Origin of the sequence: Kitasatospora sp. RG8, assembly GCF_017813315.1 — a bacterium.
Lineage (GTDB): Bacteria > Actinomycetota > Actinomycetes > Streptomycetales > Streptomycetaceae > Kitasatospora.
Map to the genome: position 1 here is coordinate 32,418 of NZ_JAGIYX010000034.1, position 18,420 is coordinate 50,837.

An 18,420-nucleotide genomic window follows, 5' to 3' on the forward strand; every position below is an offset into this window, starting at 1 on the left:
GTTACGAGTTACCCCCCTGAGCCTTGACCAGGCCGAGCTGGTCGAACGTGCCGGAAAGAAGGACGTCGAGGGCCGCCATGCCGTCGGCGGGCTCGATCGAGGCTGCGCCGGCCCTGCTCATCCGCTCCTGGTACTCCTGCGAGGCGACGATGCCGACGCTGCCCCAGTAACCCCAGTTCATGGTCTTCACGGGGGCGGAGAGAGCGGAGCCGAGCCGGTGGGCGTAGGCGTCCTTGAAGACGGAGCCGGCCACGTAGTTGCACTGCCCGGGTGCCTTGAGGAACGAGTTCATCGAGGAGAAGAACAGGACGAAGTCCAGCGGCTCGGTCCGGAAGACCTGCACCAGCCGCACGCTGACGTCGACCTTGGCGCTGACGGCGGCGCGGAAGCGCCCCTCGTCCATCCGCTCCAGGCTCTGGTCGAGCAGGACGATCGCCGAGTGGATCACGCCGTGGATGACGGGGTGGCTCTGCTTGATGCGCTCGTAGGCGCCCTGCAGTGACTCCCGGTCGGCGGCGTCGGCCTGCACGTAGCGGGGCTCCGGGCCCAGCCGGCCCAGCCGCTCCAGCTTCTCGCGGATCGCCGCGTCCTCGGCCCGGCGGCCGATCCAGACGACCTGCGCGCCGTAGGTGCGGATCATGTGCTCGGTCCACGCCTCGCCGATGCCGCCGGCGCCGCCGATCACCACGTACGTGCCGCCCTGCCGGTACACCGGGTTGCCACCCTGCGCGGCGTCCCCGGCGGTGTCCCGGGCGGTCTCCCGGATCGGGAGGAGCGCCTGCTGGTACCAGCGCCTGCGGCGGTATGCCCGGACGCTGCCGCGGTCCTCGCAGGGCAGCGCGAACAGCTCCGCGAGCGGCCAGTCGTACCCCTTGTCGAGGTCGGCCAGGCGCACGTTCCAGCCCGGGTACTCCTTGGCCACCGAGCCGAGCAGGCCGTGCAGGCCGGCGTGGGTCGGGTCGACGGTGTCGCCGCGCCGCACCGGCAGGCTCTGCTCGGTGACGACGGTCAGGTCGAGCGTGCGGCGGCCGTAACCGAGGCTCAGCAGCGCCTTCAGCGTGCGGAAGCAGGCGTACAGCCCGCCCTCCTGTGCCTCGACCAGCGCGTCGTCCGTGACGGCCGCCGGGGTCTGCGGCTGGGGTGCCAGCCAGACCAGGTGGGCGACGGGGTCGCCGGCGGCGTCGAGCCGGGCGGCGATCGTCTCCACGGTGTCCGCGGGTGAGACGGCCAGGCGCTCGGCGCCCGGGTGGACGGTGCGGATCCGCTCCCAGTGCTCCTGCTCGCCGCCGACCACCAGGACGCGGCCGGCCGGGGTGCCGGGGGCCTGCGCGGCGGGGGTCTGCGGGGCGGGCTTCGGGACGACGTCCCAGACCGGCTTCAGCAGGATGTTCGCCGCGGCCGACGGGTCGGCGGCGGGGACGGGTGCGGCTGCGGGCGCCGGGGTGGGCGCAGGCGCGGCGGGCACCTCGGCGGGCGCGGCGGGTGCGGGCGCGGCGGCAGGAGCCGGGGTGCCCGCGTCGGCGGGAGCCGGGGTGAACCAGTAGCTCTCGCGGGCGAAGGGGTACGTGGGCAGCGGGACCCTGCGGGGCCGCTCGTCCGCGTACAGCTGCGCCCAGTCGACGGCCGTCCCGGTCACCCAGAGCCCGGCCAGCCGCTCGCTCTCCGCCGCGGACGGCGCACCGCCAGGGGCCGGCTGGGGGACGTGCACGGCGCCCCTCCCCCGGCCCTTGGCGGCCTGACCGGTGAGGACACCGTCCGCCCGACCCTGCGTGGAGTACCGCGTCAGCTTCTCCGCCAGCTCCCCGAGGGTGGCGGCGACCAGCGCCAGCCGCCGCGTCATGGCCTCGCGGCCCACCTGGAGCGAGAACGCGAGGTCCCGCGGGTCCACCGACGGGTGCGCCCGGACGTGGTCGCCGAGTCGTGCGGCGGCGGTCCTGAGCTGCTCCTCGCTCCTCGCCGAGAGGACGAAGACGCGGGGGACCTGCGCCGGCTCCGGCGCGGCGGACCCGGCGCCCTCGTCGTACTCCTCCAGCACGAGGTGGGCGTTGGTGCCGCTGAAGCCGAAGGAGCTCACGGCCGCGCGCCGCGCGGTGCCGGCCTCCGTCTTCCAGGGCGTCAGGGCGGTGTTGACGTAGAACGGCGAGCGCTCGAAGTCGAAGTGCTCGTTGTGGCGCTCGAAGTTGAGCGTCGGCACCAGGTGCTTCTGCTGCATGCAGAGCACGGCCTTCTGGATGGAGGCGATGCCCGCGGCCGCGGAGGTGTGCCCGAGGTTGCTCTTCACCGAGCCGATGGCGCAGTAGCCGACCTTGTCGGTGTGCTCGCGGTAGACCGTGCCCAGCGCTTCCAGCTCGATGGGGTCGCCCAGCTTGGTACCGGTGCCGTGCATCTCGACGTAGCCGATCCCGGCCGGGTCGATGCCGTGGCGCCCGTAGACGTCGCGCTCCAGCTCCATCTGGCTCATCACGCTCGGCGCGGTGATGCCGTTGGTCTTGCCGTCCTGGTTGATGCCCGAGCCGAGGATGACGCCGTGGACGTGGTCCCCGTCGCGCACCGCGTCGTCGAGCCGCTTCAGGACGAGGGCACCCACGCCCTCCCCCGGCACGAAGCCGTCGGCGCCGTTGTCGAAGGTCTTGCAGCGGCCGTCCGGCGAGAGCATCCCGGCGCCGCACATGCTGATGTACGCCTCGGGGCTCAGGTAGAGGGTGACGCCGCCGACCAGGGCCATGTCGATCTCGCCGCCCTTGAGCGCCTGGGAGGCCAGGTGGGTCGCGACGAGCGAGGAGGAGCAGGCCGTGTCCAGGGCGATGGCCGGGCCCTTGAGGTTGAGGAAGTAGGCGATCCGGCCGGCCGTGATGGCGTTGCTGTTGCTGGTGGCCGAACTGGCGTCCGCACCCTGCTTCTGCATGAGCATGCTGTACTCGTTGCTCATGATCCCCAGGTAGACGCCGCACTTCTCACCGCTCAGCGCCCGCGGGTCGTACCCCGCGTCCTCGAAGGCGTGGTACGCCTCCTGGAGGAAGAGGCGCTGCTGCGGGTCCATCGCCTCGGCCTCGGCCGGCGGGATGTTGAAGAACAGCGGGTCGAAGACCTCGATGTCGTCGAGGTCGCCCATCGACCGGCAGTAGACCTTGCCCTTCTGGCTCGGGCGGGGGTCGTAGTACTCGTCGACGTCCCAGCGGGACTTGGGGATCTCCCGGACGCAGTCGCGCCCGTTCGCCAGGTTGTCCCAGTACTCGGCCAGGTTCTCCGAGCGGGGGTAGCGGCCGGCCATGCCGACGATCGCGATCGCGTCACCGCGGCGCGGGCCGGCGGCCGCCGGGGCGGGTGCGGCGACGGTGACGGGGGCAGGGGCGGGGGCGGGGGCGGGGGCGGGTGCGACGACGGGGGCGGGCTCCGGCTTCGGCTCGGGCTTCGGGACGACCGGGGCGGACGGGGCGGCGTCGACGGGCTCCGCGACGGGCGCGGCCTCGGCGGCGGGGGCGTCGGCGGGGGCGGTCAGCCCGCGAAAGGGACGCCCCTGAGGGGCGCCTCCCTTCCCCAGCTCCCGGAGGATGCAGGCCGTCAGCTCCTGGATCGTCGGGTGGTCGTAGAGCCTCGTGGCGGGGAGGTCCAGCCCGTACTGCTTGTTGATCGCCTTGATCCACTCCACGCCGATGATGGAGTCGAGGCCGAAGTCGGTGAAGCTCCGGTCGAGGTCGAGCTCGTCCTCCGACACGTACAGGGCTGCGGCCAGGCTGCTCAGCAGGTCCGCCTGGACCTCGTCCTCCGAGAGGGCCGGCTGCGGGGCCTCGGCCGTCACCGGAGCGGTCACCGGAGCGGTCACCGGCGCCGGAGCGGCGACCGGCTCGGCCACCGGCGCGACGGCGGCCGGCGGAGCGGCCGGAGCCGCGGCCGGGGCGGGCGCCGCGGTGCGCAGCAGGTTGTGCAGGTAGGCCGCCAACTGGCGGACGGTGGGCGTGTCGTAGAGCCTGGTCGCGGCCAGTTCGAGGCCGTACTGCTTGTTGATCGCCTTGATCCACTCGACCCCGACGATGGAGTCCAGCCCGAGGTCGGTGAAGTTGGTGTCGGTGTCGACCTCCTCCTCCGCCATGTACAGGGCCTGGGCGAGGCTCGCCGCCAGCTCGTCGACGAGGGTCTCCTCGTCCGGGCCGGCGTAGACCGTGACCGCCGCGGCCGGAGCCTGCGGGGCGGGGGCCTGCGGGGCGGGGGCCGCCGCCGGGGCGGCGACGGGGGCCGACGGAGCAGGAGTGGACACCGGCGCGAGGGTCACCGCGGCGGCCGGACGACGCACGGGTGCCGGAGCCGCCGGTGCGGCCGGCCCGCCGCCGAGCGGGGCGAGGCCGATGCCGCGCGGCTTCGCGACGGCGCGGGCGCCGCCGGACGGCACGGGCACCGTGGCGGGCCGCACCGGCGGGATCGGCTTCAGCTGGGTGGGCTCGGGCGCGGTCACCACCGCCGCGGGCGCCGGCGCAGCAGCGGCCGGAGCAGCAGTGGCAACGGCGGCGGGCGCAGTGGCGACGGCGGCGGGCACAGGGGTGGCCGGCGCGGCCGCCTGGCCCGCCGGGGCCCAGAACCGCTTGCGCGCGAACGGGTAGGTCGGCAGCGAGACCCTGGCCGGCTGCGGGGCGGGGTAGAAGCTCCGCCAGTCCAGGCCCAGACCGCTGACCCAGAGTTCGAGCAGCTTGCCGAACTTGCGCTTGCGCACCCACGCCTCGATGGTGTGCGCCATGTCCTCGTCCTCGGCGAGGAACGACACGGCGTCCTTCGCGCGCTTCACCCGGCCCCGGTAGACCTCGCCGACGGCGTCCTTGCCGTCCAGGTGGTCGCGCAGGCGGGCGAGCAGCTCTTCGGCGGAGCCGGCCAGGAACGCCAGCCGCTCGTCCAGGTGCTCTCGGCCCGTCTGGAGCGTGAAGGCGATCCCGGGCAGGTCGGCGTCGCCGATCCGCTCCTCCTGCGCCCAGTCGAGGAGCCGCTGCGCCTGCTCGCGGAGCTGCTCCGTGGTGCGCGCGGAGAGCACGACGACGGTGGCCAGCGGCTGCTGCGCCGGGTCGGTGTCCGCCGGGCGCCCGGCGGGGACGTACTCCTCGACGACGACGTGCGCGTTGGAGCCGCCCGCGCCGAAGGAGGAGATGCCGGCGATCCGCGGGTACTCGCGGGGGCCGTCGGCGGTGTCGATCACCGGCCGGTCCCAGTCCGCCAGCTCCCGCTGCACCCGGAAGGGCGTCTCCTCGAAGTCGATGTGCGGGTTGAGCACCTCGGAGTGGAGCGAGGGCGCCAGCTTGCCGTGCTTGAGCTGGAGCAGCACCTTCGTCAGGGCCGAGATGCCGGCGGCGCTCTCGGCGTGCCCGATGTTGCTCTTCACCGAGCCGATCGCGCAGAACTGCCGGTCGTCCGTGTGCCGGGAGAAGGCCTTGGTGAGGCCGGCGATCTCGATCGGGTCGCCGAGGGACGTACCGGTGCCGTGCGCCTCGATGTAGCTGACCGTGCGCGCGTCGACGCCCGCCTTGTCCAGGGCGTGCGCGATCACGCCGCTCTGGGCGTTCGGGTTCGGCACCGTGTAGCCGTTGGTCCGGCCGCCGTGGTTGACCGCGGTGGCCTTGATGACGCCGTAGATCCGGTCGCCGTCGGCGATCGCCCGGTCCAGCGGCTTCAGCAGCACCGCGCCCACGCCCTCGCCGGGCACGTAGCCGTCGCCGCCCTCCCCGAAGCTCTCGCAACGGCCCTTGCTCGACGCGAAGCCGGTCTGGCCCAGCAGCCGGTACTTGTTCGGGTGGAGCGACAGGTTGACGCCGCCGGCGACGGCGACCTCGCAGTCGCCGAGCTGCAGGCTCTGGCAGGCGAGGTGGAGCGCCGTCAGGGACGAGGAGCACATGGTCTTGAGCGTGATGCTCGGGCCCTGCCAGTTGCAGTAGTACGAGACGCGGTTGGCGATGTTCGCCGCGTTGCCGGGGATCACCCGGCCCTCGGCCTGCGCCTGCTCGGTCGCACCGTACAGCTGGTACTCGTCGTACATCGCGCCGACGAAGACGCCGACGTTGCCCTCGACGCCGTTCGAGCGGTGCCGGTTGAGGTCCTGGCGCGTGTAGCCGGCGTCCTCCAGCGTCTCGTGGACGCACTCCAGGAACAGGCGCTCCTGCGGGTCGGTGAACTCGGCCTCGCGGGGCGACATGTTGAAGAAGAGCGGGTCGAACCGGTCGACGTCGTCCAGGAACCCGCCCCACTTGCCGTGGGCGGTGCCGGGCCTGGACGGGTCCTCGACGGAGTGGGCGCGGTGGTCCCAGCGGTCCGCGGGCACCTCGGTGACGCTGTCCCGGCCCTCGGCCAGGTTGCGCCAGAACTCGCGGAGGTTGCGGGCCTGCGGGTAGCGGCCGCCGAGGCCGATGACGGCGATGTCGGCGCTGCGCGGCGCGACCGCCGCACGCGGCTCCGGCACGACGGCGGGCGCCGGGGCCGGGGCCGGGGCCGGGGCGGGGGCCGCCGGGGCGGGCGCCTGAACCACGGGCGCCGGGGCCACGGGAGCCGCGGGGGCGGGGGCGGGGGCGGGGGCGGGGACCGCGGGCCGCACGCCCAGCAGCTCCGCCAGCTTCTCCCGGTGCGCCTCGACCAGGTAGCCGGTGAGCTGCCTGATGTCGCGGTACTCGAAGAAGAGCGTCTTCGGCAGCCGGCCGAAGACCGCCTCCAGCTTGGCGGTCAGGTTCATCGCCATCACCGAGTCGATGCCGTAGCGCTCCAGCGGGAGGTCGGCCTCGATGCGGTGCGCGGGCACCTTGAGCGCGCCCGCCAGCAGCGCGGTGACGTACCCGACGGCCCTGTCCTCCAGGCCGTCGTCCTGCCGCTCCACTGCCGCGCCGGGAATGTCGGTGCTCACTGGTCCTGTGTCCTCACCGGCCTGCTGCATCGTCAGCGCCTGCCTGATTCGGGCCACGTCGCCTGCGGCGACGAGCACTTGGTGGTGGTTCGTCTGGAGGCTGCGGGAGAGCGCCTCGATCCCGGCCGCGCGCTCCAGCAGGGAGATCCCGAAGCGGTCGCGGAGCTCGGCCTCGGTGCCCGCGTCCGGGCGCATGCCGCCGTCCGCCCAGAGCGGCCAGTCGACGGAGAGGGTGCGGCCGCGGCGCAGTCCGGCCGAGACCAGGCCCTGCCGGTACTCGGCGAAGCCGTCCATGAACGCGTTGGCCGCCGCGTAGTCGGCCTGGCCGGCGTTGCCGGTGACGGCGGCACCCGAGGAGAACGTGACGAAGAAGTCCAGGTCCGCGTCCTTGGTCGCCTCGTCCAGGTGCACCAGGCCGTCGACCTTCGGCGCCAGGACGGCGCGGAACTCGCCGGCCGGCTTCCTCAGGATGAAGTTGTCCTCGATCACGCCGGCGCTGTGGACGACGCCGTGGAGGTGGCCCGCCGTGCGCACGATCCGGTCGACCAGGGCCGCGACGGCGTCCCGGTCGGCGACGTCGAGGCTCGCGTAGGAGACGTCGGCCCCCGACGCCCGCAGCCGCTCCACGGTCCGCCGCGTCGCGGCCGTCTCCGGGGAGCGGCCGGCGAGGACGAGCGTGGCGTCCTTCACCTGGCCGGCGATCTCCTCCGCGAAGATCAGCCCGAGGCCGCCGAGGCCGCCGGTGACCAGGTAGACGCCGCCGGCCCGCCAGGGCGCGCCGGGGCGGTCCGCCGCGGGCTCCTCGGCCCAGGCAGGCACCTCGCGCCGGCCGTTCCGGTACCGGACGGTGCTGTGAGCGCTGCCGGCCTCGTCGGTGCCCGCCGGGTTGCGGCGCTCGGCCGCGAGGAGCGCGCGCAGCGCGTCCGCTCCCGTGGCGGAGTCCACGAGGACGACCTGGCCGGTGATCCGCGGGTTCTCCAGCCGGGCCGTCCGCAGCAGCGCGCCGAGGCCGGAGAGCGCCGGCGACTCGGGCCGGTCCGCCAGCAGGATCTGGACGAACACCTCGGACTGCGTGCCGTCCGCCAGCAGCGCCTTCGTCCGCTCGAACACCTGGAGCGCGTAGTCGCTGTAGCGGCCCGCGAGGTCGGCGGCCTCGGAGCCGAGCACCCCGACCTCGCAGCCGGCGTCCGGCGCGACCGCGACCGCGTCCGCGAGGACGCCCGCCTCGGCGAGGACCACGGTGCGCCGCGCGGTGTCGGCCGCCGGTGCGGGCAGCGCACGCTCGCGCCACTGCGGGAAGGCCAGGACGGTGCCGGCCGCGGGCTCCCGGGGCAGGGCCAGGGCAGTACCGGCCGCGGGCTCCCGGGCTGGTTCCTGGGGCAGCGCCCGGACCGCGAAGCCCGTCAGGCGCACCCGGACCTCCCCCGCGTCGTCGCAGAGGTCCAGGTCGAGGCGGCGGACGGAGCCGTCCTGCGGGCCGGTCCCGCTCGGGCGGATCCAGACCCAGAGGCCGGGCGTCAGCGCGCCGAACACCTCGACCCGGTCGACGGCGAACGGCAGCAGGGTCTGCGGCGCGGCGTCCGGGCCGTCCGCCGGCATCCCCAGGCAGGCCTGGAGCGCCGCGTCGGTGAGGCCCGGGTGCAGACGGGTGGCGTCGAAGCCGGGCTGGGCGGCGGCGGGGAGCACGAGGCGCGCCAGCAGCTGGCCCTCGCCGACGAGCAGGTACTCGATGCCGCGCAGCGACGCGCCGTACTCGATCCCGGCGGCCGCGAACGCCGCGTAGACCTCGTCGGCGTCCAGCCGGCGGGCGGTGCACTCCGCCCGCAGCCGTGGCAGGTCGACCGGTCCGGGTGCGGCGCCGACCGGCACGACCGTGCCGGTGCTGTGCAGGACCTGCGCCGTGCCCGGCCCGTCCGCGTCCTCGTCCGCGGCGAAGACCTCGAACCGGACGCCCTGCGCGCCCTCGGGCCCCTGCGCGTCCCCGGTGCGCAGCGCGTCCTCGGGCCGCAGCGCGACGTGGAGGTCGCGGGGGCGGTCGCCCACCCGGAACGGGCGGGCCCAGACCACGTCGGCGAGGGCCGAGCCCGGCCGGGGCGTCCGCCCGCCGGCCGCAGCCGCGAGCGCCATCTCCAACTGGGCGACGCCGGGCAGGATCCGCTCACCGCGGACCCGGTGGTCACGGAGGAACGCCTCCTCACCGGTGAAGGTCGAGGTGTAGCGCTGCCGCCCGAACTGGGAGGTGTCGCGGTGCACCAGCGGGTGCGGCGCCGCCGCGGCGGACGGGCCGGGACCGGCCTGCGCACCCGGCTGCTCCTCGACCCAGTACCGCTCCTTCGCGAACGGGTAGGTGGGCAGCGGGATCCGGAACGGCCGGGCCGGCGCGTACAGCAGCGGCCAGTCGACGGCGCAGCCGCCGGCCCAGGCCTTCGCGACGGCGGCGTGGTCCCCGGCCGCGATCCAGGAACGGACCAGCGCCTTGCGCTCCTCGTCCTCCTCGTCCCAGGTCAACTGCTCGGGCGCCCGGCCCCGGAAGAGGGCGGTCCCGCCGCCCTGCCCCAGGTGGGTCCGCAGGCCGGCCGCGACCGCGGCGGTGGAGTCGGCCACGAAGGCCAGCCGGTGGTCCATCGCCTCCCGGCCGGCCTGGAGCGAGAAGGCCAGGTCGGTCAGGTCGAGCCGCGGCTCGTCCGCCAGGAAGGCGAGCAGGTTCTCGGCCGCGCTGTCCAGCTGCGCCTCGGTCTTGGCCGACAGGGTGACGACGACGGCCGCCGAAGCGGTCCGCACACTGCTGTCACGCATTGCGATACTCCTCCAGCACGACGTGGGCATTCGTTCCGCTGAATCCGAACGAGCTCACGGCAGCGCGCCTCGGCGCCCGGCCGGCCTGGGGCTCCCAGGGTTCGAGGCGGGTGTTGACACGGAAAGGGGAATGGGCGAAGTCGAAGTGCTCGTTGGGCGTCTCGAAGTTCAGCGACGGCACGAGCAGACCGTGACGCATGCTCAGCAGCGCCTTGTGCACCCCGGCCACCCCGGCGGCCGCCGAGGTGTGCCCGATGTTGCTCTTCACCGAGCCGATCGCGCAGGAGTTGGCCGGCACGCCCCGCTCGCGGTAGACGGTGCCCAGCGCGTCGAGCTCGATCGGGTCGCCGAGCTTGGTTCCGGTGCCGTGCATCTCGACGTAGCCGATGGACGCCGCGTCGATGCCGTGCCGGTCGTAGACCGAACGGACCAGGTCCATCTGGCTGTTGGCGCTGGGAGCGGTGATGCCGTTGGTCTTGCCGTCCTGGTTGGTGCCCGAGGCCGCGACGACGCCGTAGACGTGGTCGTGGTCGGCCTCGGCGTCGCCCAGGCGCTTCAGCACCAGGGCGCCGACGCCCTCGCCCGGCACGAACCCGTCCGCGCCGTTGTCGAAGGACCGGCACTGCCCGTGCGGCGAGAGCATGCCCGCCTCGGACATCCCGACGTAGGTGTCCGGGAGCAGGTAGAGCGAGACGCCGCCGACCAGCGCGATGTCGATCTCGTGGCTCGCCAGCGCCTGCTGGGCGAGGTGCAGCGCCACCAGCGAGGAGGAGCACGCGGTGTCGATCGCGATCGCCGGGCCCTTGAGGTTGAGGAAGTAGGCGATGCGCGAGGCGGCGATGGCGTTGCTGCTGCTGGTCGCCGCGTTGGTCTCCGCGCCGTTGCGGAACACCAGGAAGCTGTACTCGTTGCCGCTGATCCCCAGGAAGACGCCGCACTTCTTGCGGCTCAGGGACTGCGGGTCGTACCCCGCGTCCTCGAACGCCCGGTAGGCCTCCTGGAGGAAGATGCGCTGCTGCGGGTCGAGCCCCTCCGCCTCCAGCGGCGAGATGTTGAAGAACAGCGGGTCGAAGCAGTCCGCGTCCTCCAGGTAGCCCAGCCACTTGCAGTTCGTCTTGCCCTTCTGGCCGGGGCGCGGGTCGTAGTACCGCGCCACGTCCCAGCGGGACGGGGGCACCTCGCGCACGGAGTTGCGGCCGTTGCTGAGGTTGTCCCAGTACTGGCGGAGGTTCTCCGAGCCCGGGTAGCGGCCGGACATGCCGATGACGGCGGCCCGGTCACCGGTCCGGAGGGCGGACGGCGCGGCCTCCCGCGCGACGGGGGCCGGGGCGGGCGTCGTGGTGGCGGGCGCCGCCGCAGCGGGCACCGGGGCAACCGGGGCCGGAACGACGGGGGCGGCGGGCGCGGGAACGGGGGCCGGGGCCGGCGTGACCGCAGCCACCGGGGCCACCGGGGCCGCGGCAACCGGGGCGACCGGCTGCGCGGCGGCGACCGGCCCGGCCTCGGCCGGCATCTGCGTCTCCAGGTACCCGGCCAGCTCGCGCAGCGTCGCGTAGTCGTACAGCCGCGTCGCCGTCAGCGACGTGCCGTACAGCCGGTTGATCGTCTTCACCCACTCGACGCCGATGATGGAGTCCATGCCCAGCTCCACGAAGTTGCGGCCGGCGTCGACCTCCCCCGGCTCCAGGAACAGGGCCTCGGCCAGGCTGCCCCGCAGTTCGTCGATCAGGACGGACCTCGGTCGGCCCGGCCGGGCCGCGACGGGCGCGGGCGCCGGCACGGGCTGGACGGCGGGCGCGGGCTCCGGCGTCGGCACGGGCTGGACGGCGGGCTCCGGCGCGGGCACGGCGGCCGGCGCGGGCACGGCGGCCGCCATCTCACCCTGGAGGAACTCCGCGAACTCCCGCACCGTCGGGTAGTCGTAGAGCCGAGCGGCCGTCAGCGCGGTGCCGTACTTCTTGTTGAGGGTCTTGATCCACTCCACCCCGACGATGGAGTCCAGGCCCAGCTCGATGAAGTTGCGGCCGAGGTCGATGTCGCTCTCCGGCAGGTACAGCGCCTCCGCGAGACCGGCCCGCAGCTCCTGCCGCAGCACGCTCGTGGACCGCACCGGCGCGGCCGGGGCCTGCGGCACGGGCGCCGGGCCGGCGACAACGGCGTCGGGCGCGGCCAGGGGCCGTGCGCCGGGCACCGGGGTCACGACCGGCGCGGGCCGCCCGGACGGAGCGCCCAGCTCGCCCAGCCGGACGTTGCGCGGCTTGCCGGCCGGCGAGGCCGGTGCGGCGGGCGCCGCACCCGGGCTCCGCAGCACGATCTTCGCCCGTCCGGCTGCGGGCCCACCCGTCGCGGGGGCCGCCACGGCCGACGGAGCAGCGGCCGGAGCCGAAGCCGGGGCCGGAGCAGCAGCCGGAGCGGCAGCCACCGCAGCCGGGGCCGGAGCGGGCGCGGCCACCGGGGCAGCCGGGGCCGGGGCGGGCCGCTGCTGCGTGGCCCAGTAGCGCTTGCGCGAGAACGGGTAGCCGGGCAGCGCGGTCAGGTGCGGCTGCTCGCCCGCGAAGAGCTTCTGCCAGTCCGGCGTAGCGCCCTGGCAGTAGAGCGCGGCCAGGGCCGAGAGCACGTCCCGGTACTTGGCCGCCGGGATGCCGGGCACCGCCAGCTCGGCGAGCAGCGCCTGCGCCTGGATGTCGAGCAGCGAGCGGTCCTTGCGGTCCCGCGGCACCTCGCCGCGGCGGACCGCTGGCGCCTCCTCGCCGCGCGCCGCGGCGTCCAGTGCGGCGAGGGCGTCGGCGGCGTCGCCGACGACGAGCGCGCAGCGGTGGGCGAAGTGCTGCCTGCCCTCCAGCAGGGTGTACGCGGCGTCACCGAGGCGGGCGGCGTCGAAGTCCCCGGCCCGCAGGGCCTCCCGCAGCTCCCGGACCCGCTCGTCCAGCGCCTCGGGGGTCTTCGCGGAGAGCACCAGCAGCCGCGCCGGTGCCTCGCCGGACGGCGCCGTGCGCTCGGCCGCGCGGTGACTCTCCACGACCATGTGGACGTTGGTCCCGCTCATGCCGAACGAGCTGACCGCGCCGAGGCGCGTGCCCCGCGCGCCGGCCGGCCACGCCTTGGCCGCCTTGTTGACGTAGAAGGGGCTGTCCTTCCACGCGATGTAGTCGCTGTCCTGCTCGCAGTGGAGGCTGGCGGGGATGACGCCGTGCCGCAGCGACTGGACGAGGGCGATCAGGCTGACCACGCCGGAGGCGGCCAGCGTGTGGCCGACGTTGGTCTTCGTCGAGGTCAGCGCGCAGTGACCGGCCCGGCCGGTGCGCTCCTTGAAGACCTCGTTGAGCGCGTTGACCTCCACGGGGTCGCCGAGCCTGGTGCCGGTGCCGTGGGCGACGATGTGCTCGATGCGCCCGGCGTCGATCCCGAAGCGCCGGTGGACGCTGCGGTAGAGGTTCGCCTGGGCCGCGCCGTTCGGGGCGGTGATGCCGTTGGTCCGGCCGTCGTAGTTCATGCCGCTGCCGCGGATGACGGCGAGGACGGTGTCACCGTCGGCCTCCGCCTGCGACAGGCGCTTCAGGACGACGACCGCGACGGCCTCGCCGAGCACCATGCCGTCCGCGCGCGAGTCGAACGCGTGGCAGACACCGCTCTCGGAGAGCATGCCAGCCTTGCTCGTCTCGGCGAACACCTTGGAGGTGGTCGCCAGGTTGACCCCGGCCACCACCGCGGCGTCGCACTCACCGCTGCGCAGGCTCGCGCACGCCTGGTGGGCGGCGGCCAGCCCGGAGGAGCAGGCGGTGTTGATGGCGAGCACGGGACCGGAGAAGTCGAGCAGGTAGGCCAGGCGCGAGGCCATGATCGCCTCGTGCTGCGCCGTGATGCTGCCCTCGCCCTGGGTCAGGTGCAGGTAGTCGCCCTGCTCCGCGCCGACGAACATGCCGATCTGCTCGTCCCGGAGCCGGCGCTCGCCGTAGCCGGCGTCCTCCAGCGCGTGCCAGGCCTCCTGGAGCAGCAGCCGCTGGCGCGGGTCCATGCTCTGCGCCTCGCGCGGCGAGATCTCGAAGAAGGCGGGGTCGAACTCGGCGATGCCGGGGACGAATCCGCACCGGGTGCGCTCCGGGTCCTGTGCCTCCGGGTCGCTCCAGTCGGCGCGGCGGTCCTCCGGCACGGGCGAGAGGACGTCCCGACCCTGCTCCAGGATCTTCCAGAACTCGTCGACCGACCGGGCGGCGGGGAAGCGGCCGCTCATGCCGATGACGGCGATCGCCTCGGGTGCGCCGCCCGCGCTCCTCCCCCGGGCCGACCCGGCGGTCTCGGTGACCTCGGTGACCGCGACGGGCTCGGAAGCCGCGGTGGCCTCCGGGGCCTCGGCGGCCGGGCGCCCGGCCTGCTTCGTGTAGCGCTCGCGCAGGGCGTCCTGCTGCTCCGCCACCAGGTGCGCCACCAGCCGCTGCGGGGTGGGGTGCGAGAAGAAGACCGAGGGCAGCACCTCGAAGCCGAAGTGCCGGCTCATGGCCCCGGCGAGCTTCGCCAGGTTGACGGAGTCGAATCCGAGGTGTGAGAGGTTCTCGTCGGCGTGGATCTGCTCACGGGGCACCCTGAGCGTCTCACCGATCATCGTTTCCAGTTCCGAAAGAACCAGGGCGTCGAGGTCCACGTGCTCCGTTCCCGGGACGAGCGCGCTGTGCGCAGCGTTGTTGACGGCAGGTGCGGCGGGTGTTTCTGGTACGGCCGGTGTGACCGGTTCGGCAGGTGCGGCGGGTGCGGCGGGTGTTTCTGGCAGGACAGGTGCGGTCGGTGCGGGGGTCGGCCGGTCCACGCCGAGCAGGCGCCGGACGCGGTCCGGCTCCCCGGCCAGGACGAGCTGCTGGGTCCGGCCCTGCCCCAGGAGCCGTTCGAAGAGCGCGATGCCCTCCTCCCGGTCGAGCAGCCGCAGCCCGCTGGAGGCGAGGTACAGCTCGGCGCCCTGTGCGTCGTCGAAGCCCATGCCGCCCTCGCGCCACAGCGGCCAGTTGACGGCGACGGTCGCCCCGGAGAGCGAACCGTGCCGCACCCGCTCCTCGCGGTGCCGGGCGTAGGCGGTCTGGAAGCGGTTGCCGACGGCGTAGTCGCAGCTGCCGAAGTCCCCGAGGACGGCCGAGGTGGACGAGAAGTAGCAGGCGAAGCCGAGGGGTTCACCGGCGAGGACCTCGTCCAGGACGAGCGTGCCGGCCACCTTGGAGGAGAGCCGGTCCTCGAACGCCGGGGCGTCGGTGGTGAGGACGCTGCCCTGCCCTGCGACGCCGGCGGCGTGGATGACGCCGTCGATCGCCCCGAAGCGCTCGTGCGCCGCGCTCACGACCGCGCGCATGGCCTCCCGGTCGGCGGCGTCGGCCCGCCCGTACAGGACCTCGCCGCCGAGCGCCTCGATCCCGGCGATCAGCCGCTCCCGGCCGGCGTCGAGGGGCGAGCGGCCGGTCAGCACCAGGCGCGCGGAGCGGGTCCGGGCGAGGTGCTCGGCGAAGAGCAGGCCCAGGCCGCCGAGACCGCCGGTGATCAGGTAGGTGCCGCGCTGCTTGAGCAGGTCCGTCCCGGCGCCGGGCGTGCTCGGCCGGACCCTGCCGACGTGGCGGGTCCCGCCGCGGTACAGCGCGCTCGCCGGCTCGGCGGCGGCCAGCTCGTCGCGGAGGCGTGCGAACCAGACCGCGGGAGCCGTCCGGCCCTCGGCGTCCCGGCCCTCGGCGTCCCGGGCGTCCTCCAGTACGGCGGTGAACGCCACCCCCGGGAGCACCCGGCCGAGCGAACGCTCGAAGCCGAGCCACGACTCCAGGTACGCCTGCTCCACGCCGTCGCGGAACTCCCCGGCCTGGACGATCCGGCGGACCGTCAGCTTCGCCGCCGCGACCGCCTGGAGGAGGTGGAGGGTGGTGCGGTAGGAGGCCGGGCCGGCGCCGTCCTCCAGCGTCCACAGGTTGAGCAGGCCGTCGACCGGGCCGTACCGCGCCCGGATCTCCTCGAAGGCGCGGACGCAGTCGCCGGGCTCCCGGGCGTCGACCTGGTAGGAGTGCTCCGAGGTCTTCCGGTAGCCCTCGCCGCGGGTCAGGAGGACCAGCGTGGTCGCGGGGTCGAGGGCACGCGCGGCGCGGGTGAGCTCGTCCAGGCCGGCGGGGTCGGTGCCGAGGCAGACCAGGGTCCGCGCCGCGCCGGCCGGCGCGGCGGGCAGCGCCTCGGGCTCCCAGTCCTCCGTGAAGACCAGCGCCTCGTGGGCCGGGCCGGCCGCAGCGGTTCCGACCGCGGCAGCGGCGGCGAGGGCCGGGGCGGTGCCGGCGACGGCCGGGGCACCGGCGGCGACGGCCGGGGCGGTGCCGGCGACGGTGCCCGCCAGGGCCGCGGCCGTGCGCGTGGTGTCGATCCAGTAGCGGTCCCGGCGGAACGGGTAGGCGGGCAGCGCGATGCGCGCCGGCGCCACGCCGTCGTAGAGCCCGGCCCAGTCGACGGTGACGCCCTTGACCCACAGCTCCAGCAGCCTCGCGAGGTCCCGGCCGGCGAGCGCGTCGTCCGGCCGCTCCTCGGCGGCGAGCCGCGCGAGGGCCTCGGTGTCACCGCCCGCCCGCCCGCGGACCAGGCCGCCGGCCTCCTCGCCGGCCGCGAAGCCCTTCAGCCGTGCGACCAGCTCCGGCATGGTCCCCACCACGAGGCCGAGCCGCTCCCGCATGGCCTCGCGCCCCACCTGGAGCGTCCGGGCGACCGAGGGCAGATCGGCGTCGGCGAGGCCCTTCGCCTCGATCCAGTCGGCGAGTTGGCGTGCCTTCTCGGTCAGGCGGTCGGCGCTGCGGGCGGAGAGCACGACGAGGACGGGCGCCCCGGGCGCGACCGCGGGCGCGGGCTCCGCCCGGTACTCCTCGACGACCAGGTGGGCGTTGGACCCGCCGGCTCCGAAGGAGGAGATGCCCGCGATCCGGGGCAGTTCCCGCTCGGCCCCGTCGACCGTCACCACGGGCCGCCGCCAGTCCGCCAGGGTCTGCTGGACGGTGAAGGGCGTGCGGTCGAAGTCGATGTACGGGTTGAGCTCCGCGGAGTGCAGCGACGGGGCGAGCTTGCCGTGCCGCAGCTGCAGCAGGACCTTGGTCAGGCCGGAGATGCCGGCGGCGCTCTCGCAGTGCCCGATGTTGCTCTTGACCGAGCCGATCGCGCAGAACCGCTCGTCCTGGGTGTGCCGGCGGAACGCCTTGGTGAGCCCGGAGATCTCGATCGGGTCCCCGAGCGCCGTGCCGGTGCCGTGCGCCTCGATGTAGCTGACGGCGCGGGGGTCCACCCCGGACTGCCGCCACGCGTCGGTGATCGACTGGGCCTGGGCCAGCGGGCTGGGGACGGCGTACCCGTTGGTCCGCCCGCCGTGGTTGACGGCGATGCCCCGGATGACGCCGTGTATTCGGTCGCCGTCCGCCACGGCCCTGGCCAGCGGCTTCAGCAGGACGGCGCCCACGCCCTCGCCGGGCACGTAGCCGTCGCCGCCCTTGCCGAAGCTCTCGCACCGGCCCTTGCCGGAGACGAACTTGCCCTGACCGAGCATCAGGTACTTGTTGGGGTGCACCGAGAGGTTGACGCCGCCGGCCAGCGCCACGTCGCAGACGCCCGCGCCGATGCTCTGGCAGGCGAGCTGGATGGCGCTGAGCGAGGAGGAGCACATCGTGTCCACGCTCATGCTCGGGCCGCGGAAGTCGAAGTAGTAGGAGACCCGGTTGGCGACGGCCGAGGGGTTCCCGGAGAGCGCCACCGGGCGCCCGAGGACCTGCTCCTGGGCCCCGTAGAGCTGGTACTCCTCGTACATGACGCCGACGTAGACGCCGACGCTGGGCGGCGTGCCGTCGGCCGAGGGCGCATTCAGGCCCGCCGGGGTGTAGCCGGCGTCCTCGACGGTCTCGTAGGCGCACTGCAGGAAGAGCCGTTCCTGAGGGTCCATCAACTCGGCCTCGGAGGGCGAGATGTGGAAGAACAGCGGGTCGAACTCGGCGACGCCGTCGACGAATCCGCCCCACTTGCTGTACGTCTTCCCCGGCGTGTCCTTGTCGGGGTCGAAGTACACGCCGTGGTCCCAGCGGTCGGCCGGGATCTCGGTGACGCTGTCGCGGCCGGCGGCCAGGTTGGCCCAGAACTCGTCCAGCGTGCGGGCCTGCGGGTAGCGCCCGGACAGGCCGATGATCGCGATGTCGAGCCCCCGCGTCCCCTCCGACGTCCCCTCCAGCACCCCCTCCGGCGTCTCCGACCGCACGGGCTGGACGGACGGCACGGTCTGCACGGTCTGCACCGGCTGCACGGGCTCGGTCGGCCGGGCCGGCCCGGCCGCGCCCGCCGGCTGCGGCGCCGCCGGCCGCGTGCCCCACCGGCTCGACGCCAGGGGCTTGCGCGGCACCGCCTTGCGCGGCACGGGCCTGCGCGGCCGGTCGGCCCCGCGCGGCGCCGCCCCGGGCTCCCGGCCGGCCGGGGCCTCCTCCTCACCGGCGGTGCCGAGGTGACGCAGCAGCGCCGGGCGGTGGTCGGCGAGGAGGTGCTGCGCCAGCCCGTGGAGGTCGCGGAACTCGAAGAAGAGGGTCTTCGGCAGCGACCCGAGGACGGTTTCGAGCTCGGCCGTCATGGTCATCGCCATGACCGAGTCGACGCCGAAGCTCTCGAACGCCCGGTGGGCGTCGACCCGGCCGACCGGCACCTTGGTGGCCCGGGAGAGCAGGCCCTTGAGGTACGCGGTCGCCTTCGCCGCGAGCTCGTCGCTGTCGTGGTGTGTCACGGGGTTGTGC

Annotated in this window: 2 protein-coding genes; both read right to left on the minus strand. The window is 74.6% G+C overall.

The features are described 5' to 3' along the window. Position 1: 1 nt before the first annotated feature. Positions 2-9,664: an SDR family NAD(P)-dependent oxidoreductase gene (locus tag J5Y04_RS34810; protein WP_209416544.1), complete on the minus strand. Its 9,663-nt coding sequence runs from the start codon at positions 9,662-9,664 to the stop codon at positions 2-4. Beyond that, positions 9,657-18,410: an SDR family NAD(P)-dependent oxidoreductase gene (locus tag J5Y04_RS34815; protein WP_209416545.1), complete on the minus strand. Its 8,754-nt coding sequence runs from the start codon at positions 18,408-18,410 to the stop codon at positions 9,657-9,659. Before J5Y04_RS34815 ends, J5Y04_RS34810 begins: the two co-directional genes overlap by 8 nt. Positions 18,411-18,420 lie beyond the last annotated feature (10 nt).